We start from the raw sequence: 15,932 nt of genomic DNA, 5'->3' as shown, positions 1-15,932 counted from the left end.
CTTAACGTTTGACAAACGACAGGGTGACTTCGCCCAGACTCACACCCCACTTGCGCATGGCGGCCTTGTTGAGCATCACCTTGTCGCTCATCAGGTACATCCAGTCGTCAAACTGCACCTCGATGACGCGGCCATCCACCGGCAGCGCCAGCGTGTAGGTCCAGTGAAAGGCGTTGCCGCTTTGCTGGCCTTGCGCCGTACCCACCACGTCGTCGGCCTGCCCGGTGAAGCGGCCGTCGGCCAGGCGTTGCAGGCGCCAGACACGGCGCTGCGTGGAGCCATCCGAATAGCTGAAAAGTTCATCGAGCACGCCCTGGTCCCCTTGCCAACTGCATTCCATGACCACGGTGAAACGCTTGACCACCTGACCGGAGCGGTCAGTAAAAATACCGTAGGCATCGAGCGTGCCGTTGAAGTAGTCACGCAGCTCCAGCACCGGTTTTTGGGCAGCATAATCGCTCACTTTGGGTGTGCTGCAACCACTCATGGCCAGCGCCGAAGAGATCGCCGCCGTGAGGATCAATAAACGTCGTTTCATGGTGTGAGCGGCTTGGCCGCAGGTTGTTGGATGAAAGAAAAATAGAGCAGCAGTGCTGCCCCGGTCTTGAGCCCGCAGGGCAGCAGGCAATAGGCCACGGTGAGCACCTGCAGCGCTTGTGCATCTCGCGCCCCGGGGGCGTAACCGAGCCAGCCCAGCAGCGGCAGCGCCAGCCCGGCCGCCAGCGCCAGGTTCAGTTTGGTGGCAAAGTTCCACCAGCCAAAATAAGCGCCGTCGGCGCGGCCACGGTCGCCCGCGTCATCGATCAAGCCCGCCAGCATGGCCCCCGGCAGAGCCAGATCACTGCCCAACGCCGCACCTGACAGGGCGCACACCATCAAGAACAACGCGCCATCACCAGCACCCAATTGGCTGGCCCACAAGAACACCAGCACCGACAGCCCCATGCCCAAAGCCCAACTGCGCGCCAGCCCAAACCGGACCACGGCGCGCAGCCAGAGCGGCATCGACGCGGCGGCACAGACAAAGTACAGCCCCAGGGCCGCCGACTGCAGTGCCTCGGAGCCTTGCAGGCGATCCTGCACAAAAAACAGCACCAGCGTGGCCGGAATCGCACTGGCAATGCCGTTGACCATGAACACCGCCAGCAAGCGCCGAAAAGCTGGCTGCTGCAAGGGGCGCCACAAACTCACTGGAGCCCTGGAGTGCGGGTCAGACGGCCCAGCCAGACTGCCAGACGTTGCGCGCGCCGGCCTGGGCGCGCGCGACCAGGCCCACCAGCCCAAGACCAGCATCAACCACAACAAAGCCAGCATCACCGGCACACCCAGCAGCGTGGAAGTGACCGAGGCCAACACCACACCGACCAGCCCCAGCCCCTCGCGCCAGGCCACCACGCGGCTGCGCTGCAGCGCGTCACCGCCCAGCATGGCACCCCAGGACTGGTGCGCCACCGCCAGAGCACTGTAGGCCAGGTAAGTGAGCACCAGCCAGCCACCGGCCCACGCCAGCAAGGCAGCAGGCTCTTGCACCGGCGGCAAAAAAATGGCGGAAAAGCCCAACCCGAGCAGCACCGCTGCCGCCGCGCCAAACGCCAGCACGGCGCGGATGGAACGGGCAAACAAGCGGTCACAGACCCGGCCCAGCCACGGGTCCAACACGGCATCGAGCAGGCGCGCGGCCAGCAGCACGGCGCCCAGCGCCGCCAGGGACACGCCCCACTCGCGCGCATACAAATTGGGCATCAGCACATACAGCGGCAGGGCGCAAAACGCCAGCGGCAAGCCCAGCAGGCCATAGCGCCAGCCATCCCGCGTGCCAAAGGCGGCCCCGTCAGTCATGGCGTGGCGCCAGCGGCGGGCGCCAGCTGCTGCAACAGGGCCAGACGCAACTTGGGTTCCGAGGTTTGCGGTGACAGCCAGATGCCAAAAAACAGTCGGGCGAATTCGGCGTCGGCAATGTCACCCAAAGGCTGTCCGTTGAACACAAAGCGCGCGCCCACACCCGGCAGGTGGATGCCGGTCAGCCGCTCACCGGCCTTGACATCGGGAAACAGCGCGTGCATCTGCGCGCCCCAGCGCGTTGCCTGGTGGGCGTTGATGGGCACCTGACGCGCCATCTCGGCCAGTGAGCGCTTGGCAATGTCAGCCCCTGCAAAGTCGCGCAGGTAGCTCAGCTCCAGCGCAAAGCCGTGGTCCGCGTAAGCCTTGGCCGTGAACCCCGGCGCCACCCACAAAGACGCCTGGTACACCTCAAAACCCCAGAAAGTCAGCTTGGCCTGGCCCGCTAACGCGGCTGCGGGCATCGCCAGGCGCAGCTCAACGGGCAGGCTGGTAGCCCAGACCTGGAGGCTGAAAAGCCCGGCCGCACCAGTCAAGACAGCCTGTCTGACAAGCGGTTTCATGGCGCGGGTTTGACCAGGGTGTATTGCACCAGGTCGATGTTGCCGACCTCGAAAGCCGCTTCGCAATAAGCCAGGTAAAACTCCCAGATACGCATGAAGCGGGTGTCGAAGCCCAGCGCCACCGCCTCGGCCTGGCGCGCCAGAAAGGCATCGCGCCAACGGCGCAGGGTTTCGGCGTAGTCCAGGCCAAAGGCAAATTCGTCTTCGACCACCAAGCCGGCGGCCTGCGCCTGCTGGCGAAACTCGCGCGGGCACGGCAGGCAGCCGCCCGGAAAAATGTATTGCTGGATGAAGTCGGTGCCGTTGACGTAACGCTCAAACAGGGCGTCGCTGATCACGATGCTCTGCACACAAGCGCGACCGCCGGGTTTCAGCAACCGGCTCACGGTCTGGAAATACTGCGGCCAGTAGGCGCGGCCCACCGCCTCGACCATCTCGATCGAGCAAATGGCATCAAACGGCGCATCCGCAATGTCGCGGTAGTCCTGCAGGCGCAGGTCGGCTGTCGCACCGGCACCGGTGCTGACCCCCAGCCGCTGCAGACGCCGCTGTGCAAATGCCAGCTGCTCGGTGCTCAGGGTCACGCCCACCACCGAGGCCTTGAATTCGGTGCTGGCTTCCTGCGCCAGCGCGCCCCAGCCGCAACCAATTTCCAGCACCCGGTCACCCGGCTTGACCCGGGCCATTTCCAGGGCGCGGCGCACCTTGGCGGTCTGCGCCTGCGCCATCGGCTGCGAAAAATCACCGTCGAACCAGGCCGACGAGTAGTTCATGGTCTCGTCGAGCCACAGGCGGTAAAAGTCATTGCCCAGGTCGTAATGGGCATGGATGTTCTTGCGACTGTTGGCGCGGCTGTTGTGCTGCAGCAGGTGTTTGATGCGGTACAGCAGGCGCCCGCCCCAGGTGCCGTAAATCACCGACTCCATGGCCTGCCGGTTGGCGGCAAACAGCTTGAGCAACTCGGTCAGGTCGGGTGTGCTCCAGTCGCCCGCGATAAAACTTTCGGCAAAACCGATGTCACCCGATTTCAGCGCGGCGGCAAACACCTTCCAGTTGTGCAGCTGCAGCGTCGCGCAGGGATGTTGCGAACTGGGCAGCGCGTGCTGATGCGGGTGTTCACCATAACGCCGATGCGAGCCGTCGGGCAGCACCAGCGTGAGCGCGCCGTGGCGCAGTTGCTCCAGCAGGCGCAAACCGGCGCGGGCGGAGGTGGGGGCATGCTGGGGAATGGCGTAACGGGGGGCAACAGAAGTGGCGGTGTTCATGGTCAGGTCTGAGCGTTGGGAAATGGCGGGAAGTGATTGGGCTTAGCGGGTGATGAAGGCTTGCGGCGGCGCGGGTTTGCGAAAGAACGGTGCTTTTTTCAACCACAACTGCAGCGCCTGCCAATGGATGCGTGCCATCACACCAAAAGTCATGGCGGGGTAGCGCCACAGCGCGCGCCGCAGCGCCGCCGGGGTGACGGGCTCCAGCGCGCCGCTGACGCTGGTTTGCAGCAGCACGGCCGCATCGGGGTCGGTTTCCTCGGCATCAAAATAGTCAATGCGCGCCACGGTGCGCTGGGGGCCGGGGCCAAAGGTGCGCATCAACCGAAAACGGTAGTGCCCCTGCACCTGGCAAAACGGCGACACATGGAACACCTTGCTGGCGCGTTGCTCAACGCCATAGCGCGGGTGGTCCAGCAGGTAACAGTGGCGTTCGCCAAAGGTGTTGTTGACCTCGACCACCACCGCGCGCAGGGCGCCGCCCTGGTCGTCAGCGGCACGGTGGCAGTACCAGAAGCTCACGGGCTTGAAGGTGTAACCCAGCACGCGCGGATAGGTGTGCAACCAGGCTTCGCCGGTGGCGTCAAAAATGCCCGCGTTGTGCAGCAATTCATCGAGCCAGGCCACGGCCCCGCCCTGGGTCGGTGCGCGCCCGTCGCCATGGTCCACCTCAAAAAAACTCACCGGCCCCGGGCGGTTGATGGCCCAGGCACCGGCCACGGGCGCTGTTGCCCTGCTCAGGCTGCGCAGGGGCAACATGAGGAAATAGCTGGGGTAGACAAAGGCGTTGGCCACCGGCCGCTGGCGCACATGGCGCACCTCGCCAAAACCGATCAGCGGCTGCGGCGTCATGCGGGCGCTCCGGCCTGGGCCACGTCCGCCAGCAATTTTTGCGCCGCCGCCAGGCCCGCTTTGAGGCCGTCTTCGTGGAAGCCATAACCCATCCAGGCGCCGGCGTAATAACGGCCCTGCTCGCCTTGCAACAGGTGCATCTGGCTTTGCGCCGCCACGGCAGCCTGATCAAACACCGGGTGTGCGTACTCATAGCTGCCCAGAATTTTGGCCGGATCGATGTCACGCGCCGGGTTCAAGGACACGACCACCGGCTGCTGCCAGGGCAGCGGCTGCAAGCGGTTGATCAGGTAATGCAGGCAAACCCGGGCGTTTTCCTTCACTGTGGCCGGTGCACGCTCGTAATTCCAGGCGGCCCAGGCGGCCTGGCGTTTGGGCAGCACCGACACATCGGTGTGCAACACGGCCTGGTTGGGCTGGGTGCGCATGACACCCAGCGTGTTGTGCTCAAACCACGTGGGTGTCGCCAGCAGGGCCAGCGCCTGGTTGGCGTGGGTGGCGATGATGACCTTGTCAAAGAGTTCCTGCCCGGCGTCGGTGCTGATGCGCACCGCAGCCGCCTGTGCAGGCGTGGCGCTGACGGACTCGATACGGCGCACCGGGCTGTTCAGGCGCTTGTCCTGAACACCGGCGGTGATTTTTTCCACATAGTGCCTGGCACCGCCCTGCACGGTCCACCACTGGGGTCGGTTGGTGATTTGCAGCAGCCCGTGGTTGTGGCAAAAACGCACCATGGTCGCTACCGGGAACTGCATCATCTGGGCGGTGGGGCAGCTCCAGATGCAGGCCATCATGGGTAAAAAATACCAGTCACAAAAGGCGCTGCCAAAGCGGTGTTCGCGCAAAAAGTCACCCAGCGGCTGCGCCAGCTCGGCCTCGGAACCACTTTGGGCGATGCGGGTGGTGAGCGCATTGAAGCGCAGCAGGTCGCGCAGCATGCCCCAAAACTGGCCATTGACCAGATTGCTGCGCTGGGCAAACACCGTGTTGAGGTTGCAGCCGCTCCACTCCAGAGCCCGATCGTGAATGGGGTCAAAGGCCTGCACCGAGAACGACATGTCCGACTTGGCCGTGGCCACCCCAAGTTCGGCAAACAGCTTGAGCAAGTTGGGGTAGGTGCGCTCGTTGAGCACCAGAAAGCCGGTGTCCACCCCGTGGGTCACCAAGCCCTGGGGCGTGGCCAGCGTTACATCCACCGTGTGCGTGTGGCCGCCAAAGTAGCTGCCGGCCTCAAACAGGCTCACTTCAGCCCGCCCGGACAGGGCATGTGCGGCCGCCAAACCCGATATTCCCGAACCCACGATGGCAACTTTCAACGACACATTTATTCCTTAAAACTGTAAAAGCTATTTAAATACCGTTTGGTCACAATTTAACTTGATAGTATTATTGCCGTCAAGTTTTTCATTCTCAACCAGCCAAAAGCAACAATTCCCATATGGTTACTCGCAACAGTCCCCGGGTTTCCTTCAAGGCGCAGATGCTGCAAGCGCGCGAAGAAGCCATCATCCGGACGGTCAATTATTTGCTGGCCAGCAAAGGTTTCGAGGCCATGACGGTCGATGAGGTGGCGGCCGACGTGGGCATCGCCAAAGCCAGCCTGTACAAGCACTTTCCCAGCAAGGAAGACCTGGCCGCCGCCGCCATGGTCAGTGTGATGCATCGGGCCCAGGCGTTTCTGGACAAGCTGCCACCCGATGCCGCCCCCATGGACAACTTGCGCACCGTGGTGGCCTGGACCATGGGCCTCAAACTGGCCGGCGAAATGCCGTCGCTGCCCAGCCAGAACTCCAGCTTGCGTGCGGCACTGATGGGCAACGCCGCCTACATGAACGGCCTGATCGAGGTCAGTGACCGGCTCGGCGGCTGGATCGAGGCGGCGCAGGCGCAGGGCAGCCTCAACCCCAAATTGCCCGCCATTGCCGTGCTCTACACGCTCTATGCCCGCGCCTGTGACCCGGTGCTGGAATTCCTGAAAATGAGTGCGTTGCACAGTGACGAGGAAATCATCGAACTGGTCATGATCACCTGTTTTGAGGGCCTGAACGCACGACCGGGGTGAACCCCATGACACGGCGGGCACATTCTTGTCTATGATGCGCGTGCCGTTCATCATCAGCAACACAGGGGGAGTGCCTTGAGCCAGACCAAGTACCGTCTCGTCACCCGCAGCGACTTCGATGGTCTGGTGTGCGGTGTCCTGCTCACCGAACTCGGCATGATTGACGATGTGCTGTTTGTCCACCCGAAAGACATGCAGGACGGCAAAATCGACATCACCGGGCGCGACATCACCACCAACCTGCCCTACACGCCGCAGGCCTATCTGGTGCTCGACCACCATGAGTCCGAAGACACCCGCAATATTGACAAGCCCGCCAACTACATCATCCAAGCGCATGCCCCGTCAGCGGCGCGGGTGGTTTACCAGCACTTCGGCGGCAAGGCGGCGTTTCCGCGCATCACCGATGCCTTGATGGACGCCGTCGACAAAGCGGATTCCGCCCAGTACACACGCGACGAAATTCTGAACCCGACGGGCTGGACACTGCTGAACTTCGTGATGGACTCGCGCACCGGCCTGGGTCGCTTTCGTGATTTCCGCATCAGCAATTACCAGTTGATGATGGACCTGATCAAGCACTGCAGCCAGCTTGGCATTGACCAGATTCTGGCCATGCCCGACGTGCAGGAGCGTGTCACGCTGTATGCCGAGCACGCCGGGCGCGCCCGCGAGCAGATTTTGCATTGCGCCACACAGCACGGCCATCTGGTGGTGCTCGACTTGCGCCACGAAGCCACGGTGTGGGTGGTCAACCGCTTCATGATCTACGCACTTTTTCCCACGGCCAATATTTCCATGCACGTGATGCCGGGCATGCAACAGCAAAACACCGTGCTGGCGGTGGGCAAGTCGGTGCTGGACCGCAGCAGCAAAACCCATGTGGGCAACCTGATGCTGGCGTTTGGCGGGGGTGGCCACCAGGCTGCCGGCACCTGCCAGGTCGCCAACGACCGAGCCGACGAGGTCATCAAGACCCTGATCCAGCGCATCAACACCGACGGCTGAGTCACCCTCTTTACTAGTCCGGAGTAAGCATCCATGTCAACCCAAGCTGCCACTGCAACCGGCTCCGCCCCAGCCGCTCCGCTCAAAAAAGCCCGGAACCTCTGGAACAACCACCCCTTTCACTACCACATCGCCGCGCTGTTCATCCCGGCGCAACTGCTGATTCTGCTGGGCTTGTGGCTCTACACGCGCCGTGAAATGCAGGCACTGGCGGCGCTCCCCGCAGAGCAGCTGGCGAATGGCGTTCAACAGGCCGGGCAGGCCCTGTCACTGGGGGTCTTGCTGGCCATGCTGCTGTCCCTGCCGCTGGCGTGGTGGCTGGCGCGGCGCATCGCCAGCAGACTCGACATCCTGAAGGAACAGGCCGCCGTGATTCGCGTGCTGGACTTCAAGACCGACATCCCGCTGGACACGCCAATCCGGGAAATTTTCGGGCTGGGTCGCGCCATGCGGCAAATGAAAGGCACCATTCAAAAATTCATGCGGGTCAGCCTGGCACTGTCGGGCGAGCGCGATTTTGGCAAGCTGCTGGGCAAGGTGCTGCACGAAATGCGCGAGGCCCTGGACGGCGATGGCGGCGTGATCTACCTGCACGACGAGGGCCTGAACCAGCTCAAGCAGGCCTCGCAGCGCTGGACCAAAGAGGGCGGGCCACAACCCAATGCCTGGCAGGATATGCCGCTGGACGATGCCAACCATCCGGTGGCCGCAGCCTTCAAAAACCAGAGCGCCACCAGCCTGCTGACCATCGCTTTCCCGCGGCCCAAAGGCATGGAGTTCCTTGACGAGCGCTACGGCAAACGGCCGGTGCAACTGGTGGCCGTGCCGCTGCGCTCCAGCGACAGCACCCTGGTCGGCATCGTCTGCAACTTCCTGGCGCCCGGCAAGCCCGAGCCCTCCAATGACCGCATGGCGCTGGCGGAAGCCTTTTCCAGTTCGGCGGCGGTGGCCATCGACCAGCAGCGCTTGCTGGAGGCGCAAAAGGCCTTGATGGACTCGATGATCAAGATCATGGCGGGCGCCATTGACGCCAAGAGCCCTTACACCGGCGGCCACTGCGAACGGGTGCCGGAACTCGGCATGATGCTGGCCGAGGAAGCCTGCCAGGTCAAAGAGGGCGTACTGGCGGACTTTGCCTTCAAGACCGACGACGAATGGCGCGAGTTCCGCATCGGCGCGTGGCTGCACGATTGCGGCAAGGTCACCACGCCCGAGTACGTGGTGGACAAGGCGACCAAGCTGGAGACCATTTACAACCGCATCCACGATGTGCGCGTGCGCTTCGACGTGCTGCTGCGCGACGCCAAGATCACCCAGCTCGAAGCCGTGGCCGCAGGCGCTGACCCGCAGCAGGCCCAGGCCGCCTTTGAAGCCCGCAAGGCCCAACTGGCCGATGACTTTGCCTTTGTCGCCGAATGCAATATGGGCGGCGAGTTCATGGCGCCGGAAAAACTGGAGCGCCTGAAAACCATTGCCGCAGAAACCTGGCAGCGCCACTTCGACGACCGCATCGGCTTGTCCCACGACGAGCTCAAGCGCTACCAAACCGAACCCACCCCACTGCCCGCCACCGAGCGGCTGCTTGACGACAAGCCACACCACATCATCGCGCGCACCGACCTGCGGGTGCTCGACCCCAAGTGGGGTTTCAAGGTCAACGTGCCGGAGCACCTTTACAACTACGGCGAGCTCTACAACCTCAGCGTCGGGCGCGGCACACTCACCGAGGAAGAACGCTTCAAAATCAATGAGCACGTCATCCACAGCCTGGTGATGCTGGAGCAGCTGCCGCTGCCGAAGAACCTCAAACGGGTGCCCGAGTACGCCGGCACCCACCACGAGACGCTGACCGGCAGTGGCTACCCGCGCAAGCTCAGCGCGGCCCAGTTGAGCGTTCCCATGCGCATCATGGCCATTGCCGACATTTTTGAAGCCCTGACCGCCTGCGACCGGCCCTACAAGAAGGCCAAGACCCTGTCCGAGTCGATCAAGATCCTGTCATTCTTCAAGAAGGACGGGCACATCGACCCGGTGCTGTTCGATCTGCTGCTGACCTCGGGCGTCTACCAGCGCTACGCCGAGAAATACCTGCTGCCCGAACAGATCGACGAGGTCGATATCGCCAAGTTTGTCAGCTCAGCAGAGCCCACAAGCCCAGGCCCATGAAAATTGCGGCCGACACCAGGTGCACCACCCGCAGCGGCACCAGCCGCGTCATGCGCTCACCCAGCCAGACCACCGGCGCATTGGCCAGCATCATGCCCAGCGTGGTGCCTGCCACCACCAGCACGGTGCTGGTGTATTGGGCCGCCAGCATGATCGTGGCGACCTGGGTTTTGTCACCCATCTCGGCAATAAAAAAGGCCACCACGGTGGTGCCAAAGACACCCAGGCGCGGTGGCTTGCCGGCCTCCTCTTCGTCGAGCTTGTCCGGAATGAGCATCCAGACCGCCATGGCGATGAACGAGGCGCCCAGCACCCAGCGCAGCACATCGGGTCCGAGCACGGTGGTGACCCAGGCACCCACGGCACCGGCCAACGCGTGATTGGCCAGTGTGGCCACCAAGATACCCATCACGATGGGCCAGGGTTTGCGAAAACGCAGCGCCAGCACCAGCGCCAGCAGCTGGGTTTTATCGCCCATTTCGGCCAGGGCGACGATACCGGTAGAAATCAAAAATGCATCCATGCGGACGATGGTAGTCGAAGCGCAAACCACCTTCGCGGCGCCGCCACGGCCGCTTTGCACGATTCTGGGTCGCCAGCGCATATTCCGGCATGTTATTTGCTTTATGTTGGTGCGTTTTGAATCTTCAAGGCTTTGACGCACCAAATCAAATCAATTTATCCCAAGAGGTTTTCATGGAAGCACTCAAACAGGGCGCAGACACCTTGTTCATTCTTCTCGGCGCCATCATGGTGCTGGCCATGCACGCCGGCTTTGCCTTTCTGGAGCTGGGCACGGTGCGGCGCAAGAACCAGGTTAACGCCCTGGTCAAGATTCTGGTGGACTTTTCGGTGTCCACCATCGTCTATTTTGCGGTCGGTTACGGCGTGGCCTACGGGGCCCACTTTTTTGTGGGGGCCGAACAACTGGCCGCCAAAAATGGCTACGAGCTGGTGAAGTTTTTCTTTTTACTGACCTTTGCCGCCGCCATCCCCGCCATCATTTCGGGCGGCATTGCCGAGCGCGCCAAGTTCTGGCCGCAACTGATTGCCACGGCCGTCATCGTCGGCCTGATCTATCCATTTTTTGAAGGCATCGTCTGGAACCAGCATTTCGGCGTACAGGCCTGGATCAAGGACCTCACCGGGGCTGAGTTTCACGACTTTGCCGGCAGCGTGGTGGTGCATGCGGTGGGCGGCTGGATCGCCCTGCCGGCCGTGCTGCTGCTGGGCGCGCGCGCCAACCGCTACCGCAAGGACGGCGGCATGTCGGCGCACCCGCCCAGCAGCATCCCCTTTCTGGCGCTGGGGGCCTGGGTGCTGACGGTGGGCTGGTTTGGTTTCAACGTGATGAGCGCACAAACACTCGACAAGATCTCCGGCCTGGTGGCGGTCAACTCGCTGATGGCCATGGCGGGGGGCACGCTGGCGGCCCTGGCGCTGGGCAAGAACGACCCCGGCTTTGTCCACAACGGCCCTTTGGCGGGCTTGGTGGCGGTGTGTGCGGGCTCGGACTTGATGCACCCGCTGGGCGCGCTGGTGGTTGGGGCGGTCGCTGGCGCCATTTTTGTGGCCATGTTCACACTGACGCAAAACAAGTGGAAGATTGACGATGTGCTGGGCGTCTGGCCCTTGCACGGCTTGTGCGGCACCTGGGGCGGGGTGGCTGCCGGGCTGTTTGGCAGCCAGGCGTTGGGCGGCTTGGGCGGCGTGACACTGGGCGCGCAACTGATCGGCACGCTCATGGGTGTGGCCTGGGCTACCGGCGGCGGTTTGCTGGTGTACGGCCTGCTCAAGATGAGCATGGGCATCCGCATGAGCCAGGAAGAAGAATACGACGGCGCCGACCTGTCGATCCACAAGATCAGCGCCTCGCCTGAGCGCGAAGCCAACTGGTAAACACGCCACGACGGGCTGGTTCAGCGCATCCCGATTCGACGTCAATCCCAACGTCGGGTTGACTGGCAAACAATTTGAGATGGTCATTGGGCAAACCGAATTCCAAATACCGGTCACTCAGTTTGCAAAAGCGGAATTCGGCCTTGGTCGGTTCCTGGCCGAGAACCGATGTCCATGATGGCATGGCCCCTCAAGTTTCAAAACTTTTAAAAAATTTCTTGACCGACAGGCAAGCGATTTGCCGAATCAGCGCAGAAAAAGCGTCCCCGTCACCCTAACCGAGGCGTGACGGCATGACGGTCCGCTGCAGCAACTAAATGCCGGGGTGCTGACTAATTTCTCCCCGAGGACTGCCTCACCAGTAGCGCATCGCGTCGCGATACATCGCTTCGAGGTCGGGCTTGGTCACCGCGCGCGGCGCCATCACCAGCGGGCGCTGCTGCGCGAACGCCCCTTCGGCCAGCGCCGGCACGTCGGCGTCGCTGTAGCCCAGCGCCGCAATGCCCGAGGGTAACCCCGTCTCGCGCATCAGGGCGATGAACGCATTGGCCAGAATCTCGCCCGCATTCTCCGGCGCCGCGCCGCTCACGTCCACACCGAGCGCCGCGGCCGCCTCGAGGTGTCGCGCCGGGTTGGCGCTCGCCGTGAAGCGGAACGCCGCCGGTGCGTTGATCACCACCGCGATGCCGTGCGGCACCATCGGGTCGCGGTCCTGGTAGCCGCTCGCCGTGAACTCGTGGCGCAGCGTGGCCACCGAGTACGACATCGCGTGCGGGATATGCACGCCTGCGCTGCCGAATGCCAGCCCCGCCAGCGTGGAGGCGAACATCAACTGATGCCGCGCCTCGATGTCGCTTGCATCGCGCACTGCACGCGCGAGGTACTTGCCGCCGATGCGGATCGCCGCAATGGCGCCGATGTCGTTGTAGGGCGTGGATCCCTGGTAGGGCGGACGCTGGCTCGGGTGCGCGGGGCGCGGGCGGCTCGTGAAGGGCCTGGCCGTGTAGGACTCGACCGCGTGCGTGAGCACGTCAAAGCCGCACGCCGCCACCACACCGCCCGGAAGCGTCTCGGTGGTGGTGGGGTCGACCAGCGCCAGCGTGGGCTTGAGGAACGGTGAGGCAATGCCGGTCTTGAGGCCCACCGACTTCAGGTCGACGATCGTGATGCCCGTGGTTTCGCTGCCGGTGCCGCAGGTGGTCGGGCAGGCAATATGGGGCTTGAGCTTGCCGGGCACCGGCTTGGCGCGGCCGATCGGCGCATTGATGTAGGCGATCAGCTCGTCCGGGTAAGTCGAGAGCAGGTTCGCCGCCTTGGCGGTGTCGATCACCGAACCACCGCCCAGCGACACAAAACCGTCGAAGGCGCCCTCGCGCGCAAAGGCGGCTGCGGCCTCGAAGGAATCGCTGTTGGGCTCGTAGCGCAACTGGTCGTAGACCACCACATCGACCCCCGCCGCGCGCAGCGACGCGAGCGCGGTCTCGCCCGGTGCGCTCGACAGCACGTGCGAATCGACGAAGAACGCCACGCGCTTCATGCCGAGCGCCAAGGCATCTTCGCCGAGCTCGCGCAGCGCGCCGGCACCGAACTTGATTGGCGAGGAGCTCACGGTAAAGATGGTCTCGCCGTCATTGATTGGCTGGTGAATCGATTGCGTCGCCATGATATGTTGTCTCCGGTTGGTCTTTGAAATGCGCGCACGAAGCGCCTATCGTACGCGAGTATTTGAACGACGGGAAGAAGCTTCACGAAGCCAAACTGCTCAAATTCCTTGGCCACGTCAATCGAGAACATCGCGATGGCGAAGCGACATTGCTGGTGCCCGCGTAATTCCTGGCAGGAGCATGATCGAGGCATTACGCGGCATCGTGGTTCCGACATACCCGTTGATCGAGAAAGTCCAGTTAGCGCCTCGCCAACTTCCGCTTATAGGTTCACTGTGGCCTCAAACTTTCCCTCCGCCAATGTCGGTAATGTGGATCGGTCGAGGTGAATTGAAGGGCTGCTTTATGGAACTCCAGCCGGCTATCCCGCGAGCATTACTTGACGGGATCAACGGCCGTTGTCGGGCTGGCATTTCGATAAACCGAAATTCGGCTTTGGGCACATAGTTCACGGCCACAACCAGCGGCTGTATGGTCGCTCGATTTAATCAAAGCCCAAAGTCAGGTCTGAGGCTAGCATTTTGTGACTATGGCTGGCTTGTGGCGACCAGATGGAGACATTGGCCATATGCCCTCCATTGCAGTCACTGATCTGACGACAGAGATCAACAGCAGTCATTCGATGGTAGAAAGACCAATCCTTCGTTTGGCCGACAGCAGTGCAGCTAGTTACGGTCATTCAGCGATACCCCCCATTTGGGGGATATACAAACCATGCCTAAACCATCAGAATGACAACGAAACCGTGTATTCGAATCAGGCACTTTTTTGGACGCCGACTCGACAGCGGTCATTTACGCAGCCCTCCATTGCAGACATAGAGCTGACCGCACCGTCGTCAGCCGCCGTTATTTATGGAAAATCAGGTTCTGCTGCTGGGCGGCTCTTGCGCAGCGGAAGCGGGGACGATTAGTAATTCACATTTGGAGCCTATGCCAACAACAGTCGCGTCGTCTTTCAATACCTTCTACGAGAATATAAACCTTGGTGGTAACCATCGTGACACAGCGAATTCGAGAAGAGACAACATCGTCTCGAAGTTGAGTAAGGACTTCGAGATCGTCGAGTCTTTCGCGAGTGGGTCAATCCCGAAGTTCACAGCTTTGAAGGATCATGCAGACCTTGATGTGATCGTCGCATTGCACTATGGAAAGCACATAAAGGACAAGACGCCGACCGAGGTACTTGAGAGCATTCGAAAATCACTCTCCGAATGGAAGACTGGCGGTAGAAAGAATGGTCAGGCTGTCACGCTGTACTACACGACATGGCCCACCGTGGATGTAGTGCCTGTCAGCCGCGTTCAAGATTCAGTTGGCAATATTACGCATTACAACGTTCCAAATTCCAACACGGACACCTGGATTGCGTCTCGTCCGAAAGTTCACGCAGACGATATCGAGAAACGGTCCACTACGTGCGGTGCAAATTTTAGACGCATCATCAAGATGATCAAGGAGTGGAATCGCCTACACGGTCGTTACCTCCAGAGTTATCACATTGAGGTGCTCGCGCTCAAAGTGTTTGATAGCAACCTTGATGACACTGGTTGGCAAGTGTTCCAGTTCTTTGACAAGGCTCGACCATTACTGAATACCATCCTGTGGCACGACCTCGGATTTGCTGACGACTATTTGTCATCCAATGATCGTACTGAAATATGCAAGCGATTCGATACGGCCATTGAACTTAGCAGAAGTGCTTGGTCATTGACTTACGGAACAAACAATGATCCCAAGGCCGCGATCACTAAGTGGAAGCAACTCTTTGGCGAGAGGTTCCCTGTATATGGCTAGCATCACACCTCGGTCTGACCCAATTCATGGTCGCTACTTTGTTGCTCTCGATAAGGCAAATGTCTGGGCAGATCGGGTTTTCTACTTCACTGCATTAGTTTCAGTCGTCGTATTGTTTGTCGAACGTGCCGAGTATCCATTGCTTTTCAACGTATTGAACGTAGTCTTCGCGTTCGCGGTTGTCGCGGTTTTTTGTATTGGGCTAGCAGTGAGGCTGTACTGGATGCCACGCGCGGATGAGGCAAGGATTCAGGACTTCTTTGCGAAGGCATATGACATTCCACTAACGCACATCACGACGACAGGGTATTACAACAATGATGCGACTGATGCTGTGCGGCGCGTAGCTGCGCAAGCTCTAGAAAATGCGTTCTTCAGCAAGAACATTGCTCTGACAATGCTTGTATTGGAGCGTTGGCGTGCCTTTGCTTATGCTGCCTTGTGGGTATTTGCCGCTATAAACCGGACTACCGACATCGGATGGATTGTGGCGGTGTCGCAGATTGTTTTTAGTGAACAAATCATCTCCAAATGGCTACGGCTGGAGTGGCTAAGGCAGAAGTTTGAAGCCACGTATTCAACTTTGTACCAACTATTCCTTGGTGACCAGAAAAGTTCAGCGAACTTTCGTGCCCGATCGGTCGCTGCGTTTGTAATGTATGAGTCCGCGAAGGCAAATGCTGCAGTCACGCTGTCAACGAAAGTTTTTCACAGACTAAATCCGACACTCACTGTCGAGTGGGAGACGATTAAGCAGACGCTGAAAATTTAGCTCTTTTGTTTAAAGGCGTCATAGGCCGAAGGTTATTTTCAATTGA

Annotated in this window: 14 protein-coding genes; 6 read left to right on the top strand and 8 right to left on the bottom strand. The window is 61.1% G+C overall.

What is annotated here, in order from left to right; all coding sequences use genetic code 11:
- Window position 1: 1 nt before the first annotated feature.
- The 6 genes from Q7U49_RS11025 to Q7U49_RS11000 are packed head-to-tail and all read right to left on the bottom strand — an operon-like array spanning window position 2 to window position 5,835.
- Window positions 2–538 (bottom strand): DUF3833 domain-containing protein, encoded by a 537-nt coding sequence (locus Q7U49_RS11025; protein WP_304764322.1) that lies wholly within the window; start codon window positions 536–538, stop codon window positions 2–4.
- On the bottom strand, window positions 535–1,839 hold the full coding sequence (locus tag Q7U49_RS11020; RefSeq protein ID WP_304764321.1) for an MFS transporter: 1,305 nt from the start codon (window positions 1,837–1,839) through the stop codon (window positions 535–537). Before Q7U49_RS11020 ends, Q7U49_RS11025 begins: the two co-directional genes overlap by 4 nt.
- Window positions 1,836–2,402 carry a chalcone isomerase family protein gene (locus Q7U49_RS11015; RefSeq protein ID WP_304764320.1) on the bottom strand — a complete coding sequence of 189 codons (567 nt, stop codon included), beginning with the start codon at window positions 2,400–2,402 and terminating at the stop codon, window positions 1,836–1,838. The genes Q7U49_RS11020 and Q7U49_RS11015 overlap by 4 nt, the downstream gene beginning before the upstream one ends.
- A complete protein-coding gene (locus Q7U49_RS11010) occupies window positions 2,399–3,667 on the bottom strand; it encodes a cyclopropane-fatty-acyl-phospholipid synthase family protein (RefSeq protein WP_304764319.1) in 1,269 nt (422 codons plus the stop codon). The genes Q7U49_RS11015 and Q7U49_RS11010 overlap by 4 nt, the downstream gene beginning before the upstream one ends.
- A 42-nt stretch (window positions 3,668–3,709) precedes the next feature.
- Window positions 3,710–4,519, bottom strand: a complete 810-nt coding sequence (locus Q7U49_RS11005; RefSeq protein ID WP_304764318.1) for a DUF1365 domain-containing protein — start codon at window positions 4,517–4,519, stop codon at window positions 3,710–3,712.
- On the bottom strand, window positions 4,516–5,835 hold the full coding sequence (locus Q7U49_RS11000; protein ID WP_304764338.1) for an NAD(P)/FAD-dependent oxidoreductase: 1,320 nt from the start codon (window positions 5,833–5,835) through the stop codon (window positions 4,516–4,518). The genes Q7U49_RS11005 and Q7U49_RS11000 overlap by 4 nt, the downstream gene beginning before the upstream one ends.
- Window positions 5,836–5,957: 122 nt before the next feature.
- On the opposite strand from Q7U49_RS11000, the gene Q7U49_RS10995 reads away from it, so the two are divergent.
- From Q7U49_RS10995 to Q7U49_RS10985, 3 genes are all read left to right on the top strand, one after another.
- The gene (locus tag Q7U49_RS10995; RefSeq protein WP_304764317.1) at window positions 5,958–6,581 is read left to right on the top strand and encodes a TetR/AcrR family transcriptional regulator; all 624 of its coding nucleotides are present in this window, start codon (window positions 5,958–5,960) and stop codon (window positions 6,579–6,581) included.
- A gap of 75 nt (window positions 6,582–6,656) precedes the next feature.
- The gene (locus Q7U49_RS10990; RefSeq protein ID WP_304764316.1) at window positions 6,657–7,589 is read left to right on the top strand and encodes an exopolyphosphatase; all 933 of its coding nucleotides are present in this window, start codon (window positions 6,657–6,659) and stop codon (window positions 7,587–7,589) included.
- 33 nt (window positions 7,590–7,622) lie between these two features.
- Window positions 7,623–9,755 carry an HD domain-containing phosphohydrolase gene (locus Q7U49_RS10985; protein ID WP_304764315.1) on the top strand — a complete coding sequence of 711 codons (2,133 nt, stop codon included), beginning with the start codon at window positions 7,623–7,625 and terminating at the stop codon, window positions 9,753–9,755.
- Here Q7U49_RS10985 and Q7U49_RS10980 read toward each other — a convergent pair.
- Window positions 9,721–10,278, bottom strand: a complete 558-nt coding sequence (locus tag Q7U49_RS10980; RefSeq protein ID WP_304764314.1) for a TMEM165/GDT1 family protein — start codon at window positions 10,276–10,278, stop codon at window positions 9,721–9,723. The two genes, Q7U49_RS10985 and Q7U49_RS10980, sit on opposite strands and share 35 nt — an antisense overlap.
- Window positions 10,279–10,451: 173 nt before the next feature.
- Here Q7U49_RS10980 and Q7U49_RS10975 point away from each other — a divergent pair, with 173 nt between their 5' ends.
- Window positions 10,452–11,654: an ammonium transporter gene (locus tag Q7U49_RS10975; RefSeq protein WP_304764313.1), complete on the top strand. Its 1,203-nt coding sequence runs from the start codon at window positions 10,452–10,454 to the stop codon at window positions 11,652–11,654.
- 355 nt (window positions 11,655–12,009) lie between these two features.
- Here the strand turns inward: Q7U49_RS10975 and Q7U49_RS10970 are convergent, their stop codons facing one another.
- Window positions 12,010–13,317: a hydroxyacid-oxoacid transhydrogenase gene (locus Q7U49_RS10970; RefSeq protein ID WP_304764312.1), complete on the bottom strand. Its 1,308-nt coding sequence runs from the start codon at window positions 13,315–13,317 to the stop codon at window positions 12,010–12,012.
- A gap of 855 nt (window positions 13,318–14,172) precedes the next feature.
- Between Q7U49_RS10970 and Q7U49_RS10965 the strand changes: the two genes are divergently transcribed.
- Both Q7U49_RS10965 and Q7U49_RS10960 read left to right on the top strand, forming a co-directional pair.
- Window positions 14,173–15,114 carry a nucleotidyltransferase gene (locus Q7U49_RS10965; RefSeq protein ID WP_304764311.1) on the top strand — a complete coding sequence of 314 codons (942 nt, stop codon included), beginning with the start codon at window positions 14,173–14,175 and terminating at the stop codon, window positions 15,112–15,114.
- Window positions 15,107–15,886, top strand: coding sequence for a hypothetical protein (locus Q7U49_RS10960; RefSeq protein WP_304764310.1), 780 nt, complete (start codon window positions 15,107–15,109; stop codon window positions 15,884–15,886). The genes Q7U49_RS10965 and Q7U49_RS10960 overlap by 8 nt, the downstream gene beginning before the upstream one ends.
- The last annotated feature ends 46 nt before the right edge of the window (window positions 15,887–15,932 follow it).

It is taken from the genome of Rhodoferax sp. (assembly GCF_030653815.1).
Taxonomy (GTDB): Bacteria; Pseudomonadota; Gammaproteobacteria; order Burkholderiales; family Burkholderiaceae_C; genus Rhodoferax.
This window is presented reverse-complemented; position numbering and strand designations above follow the sequence as displayed.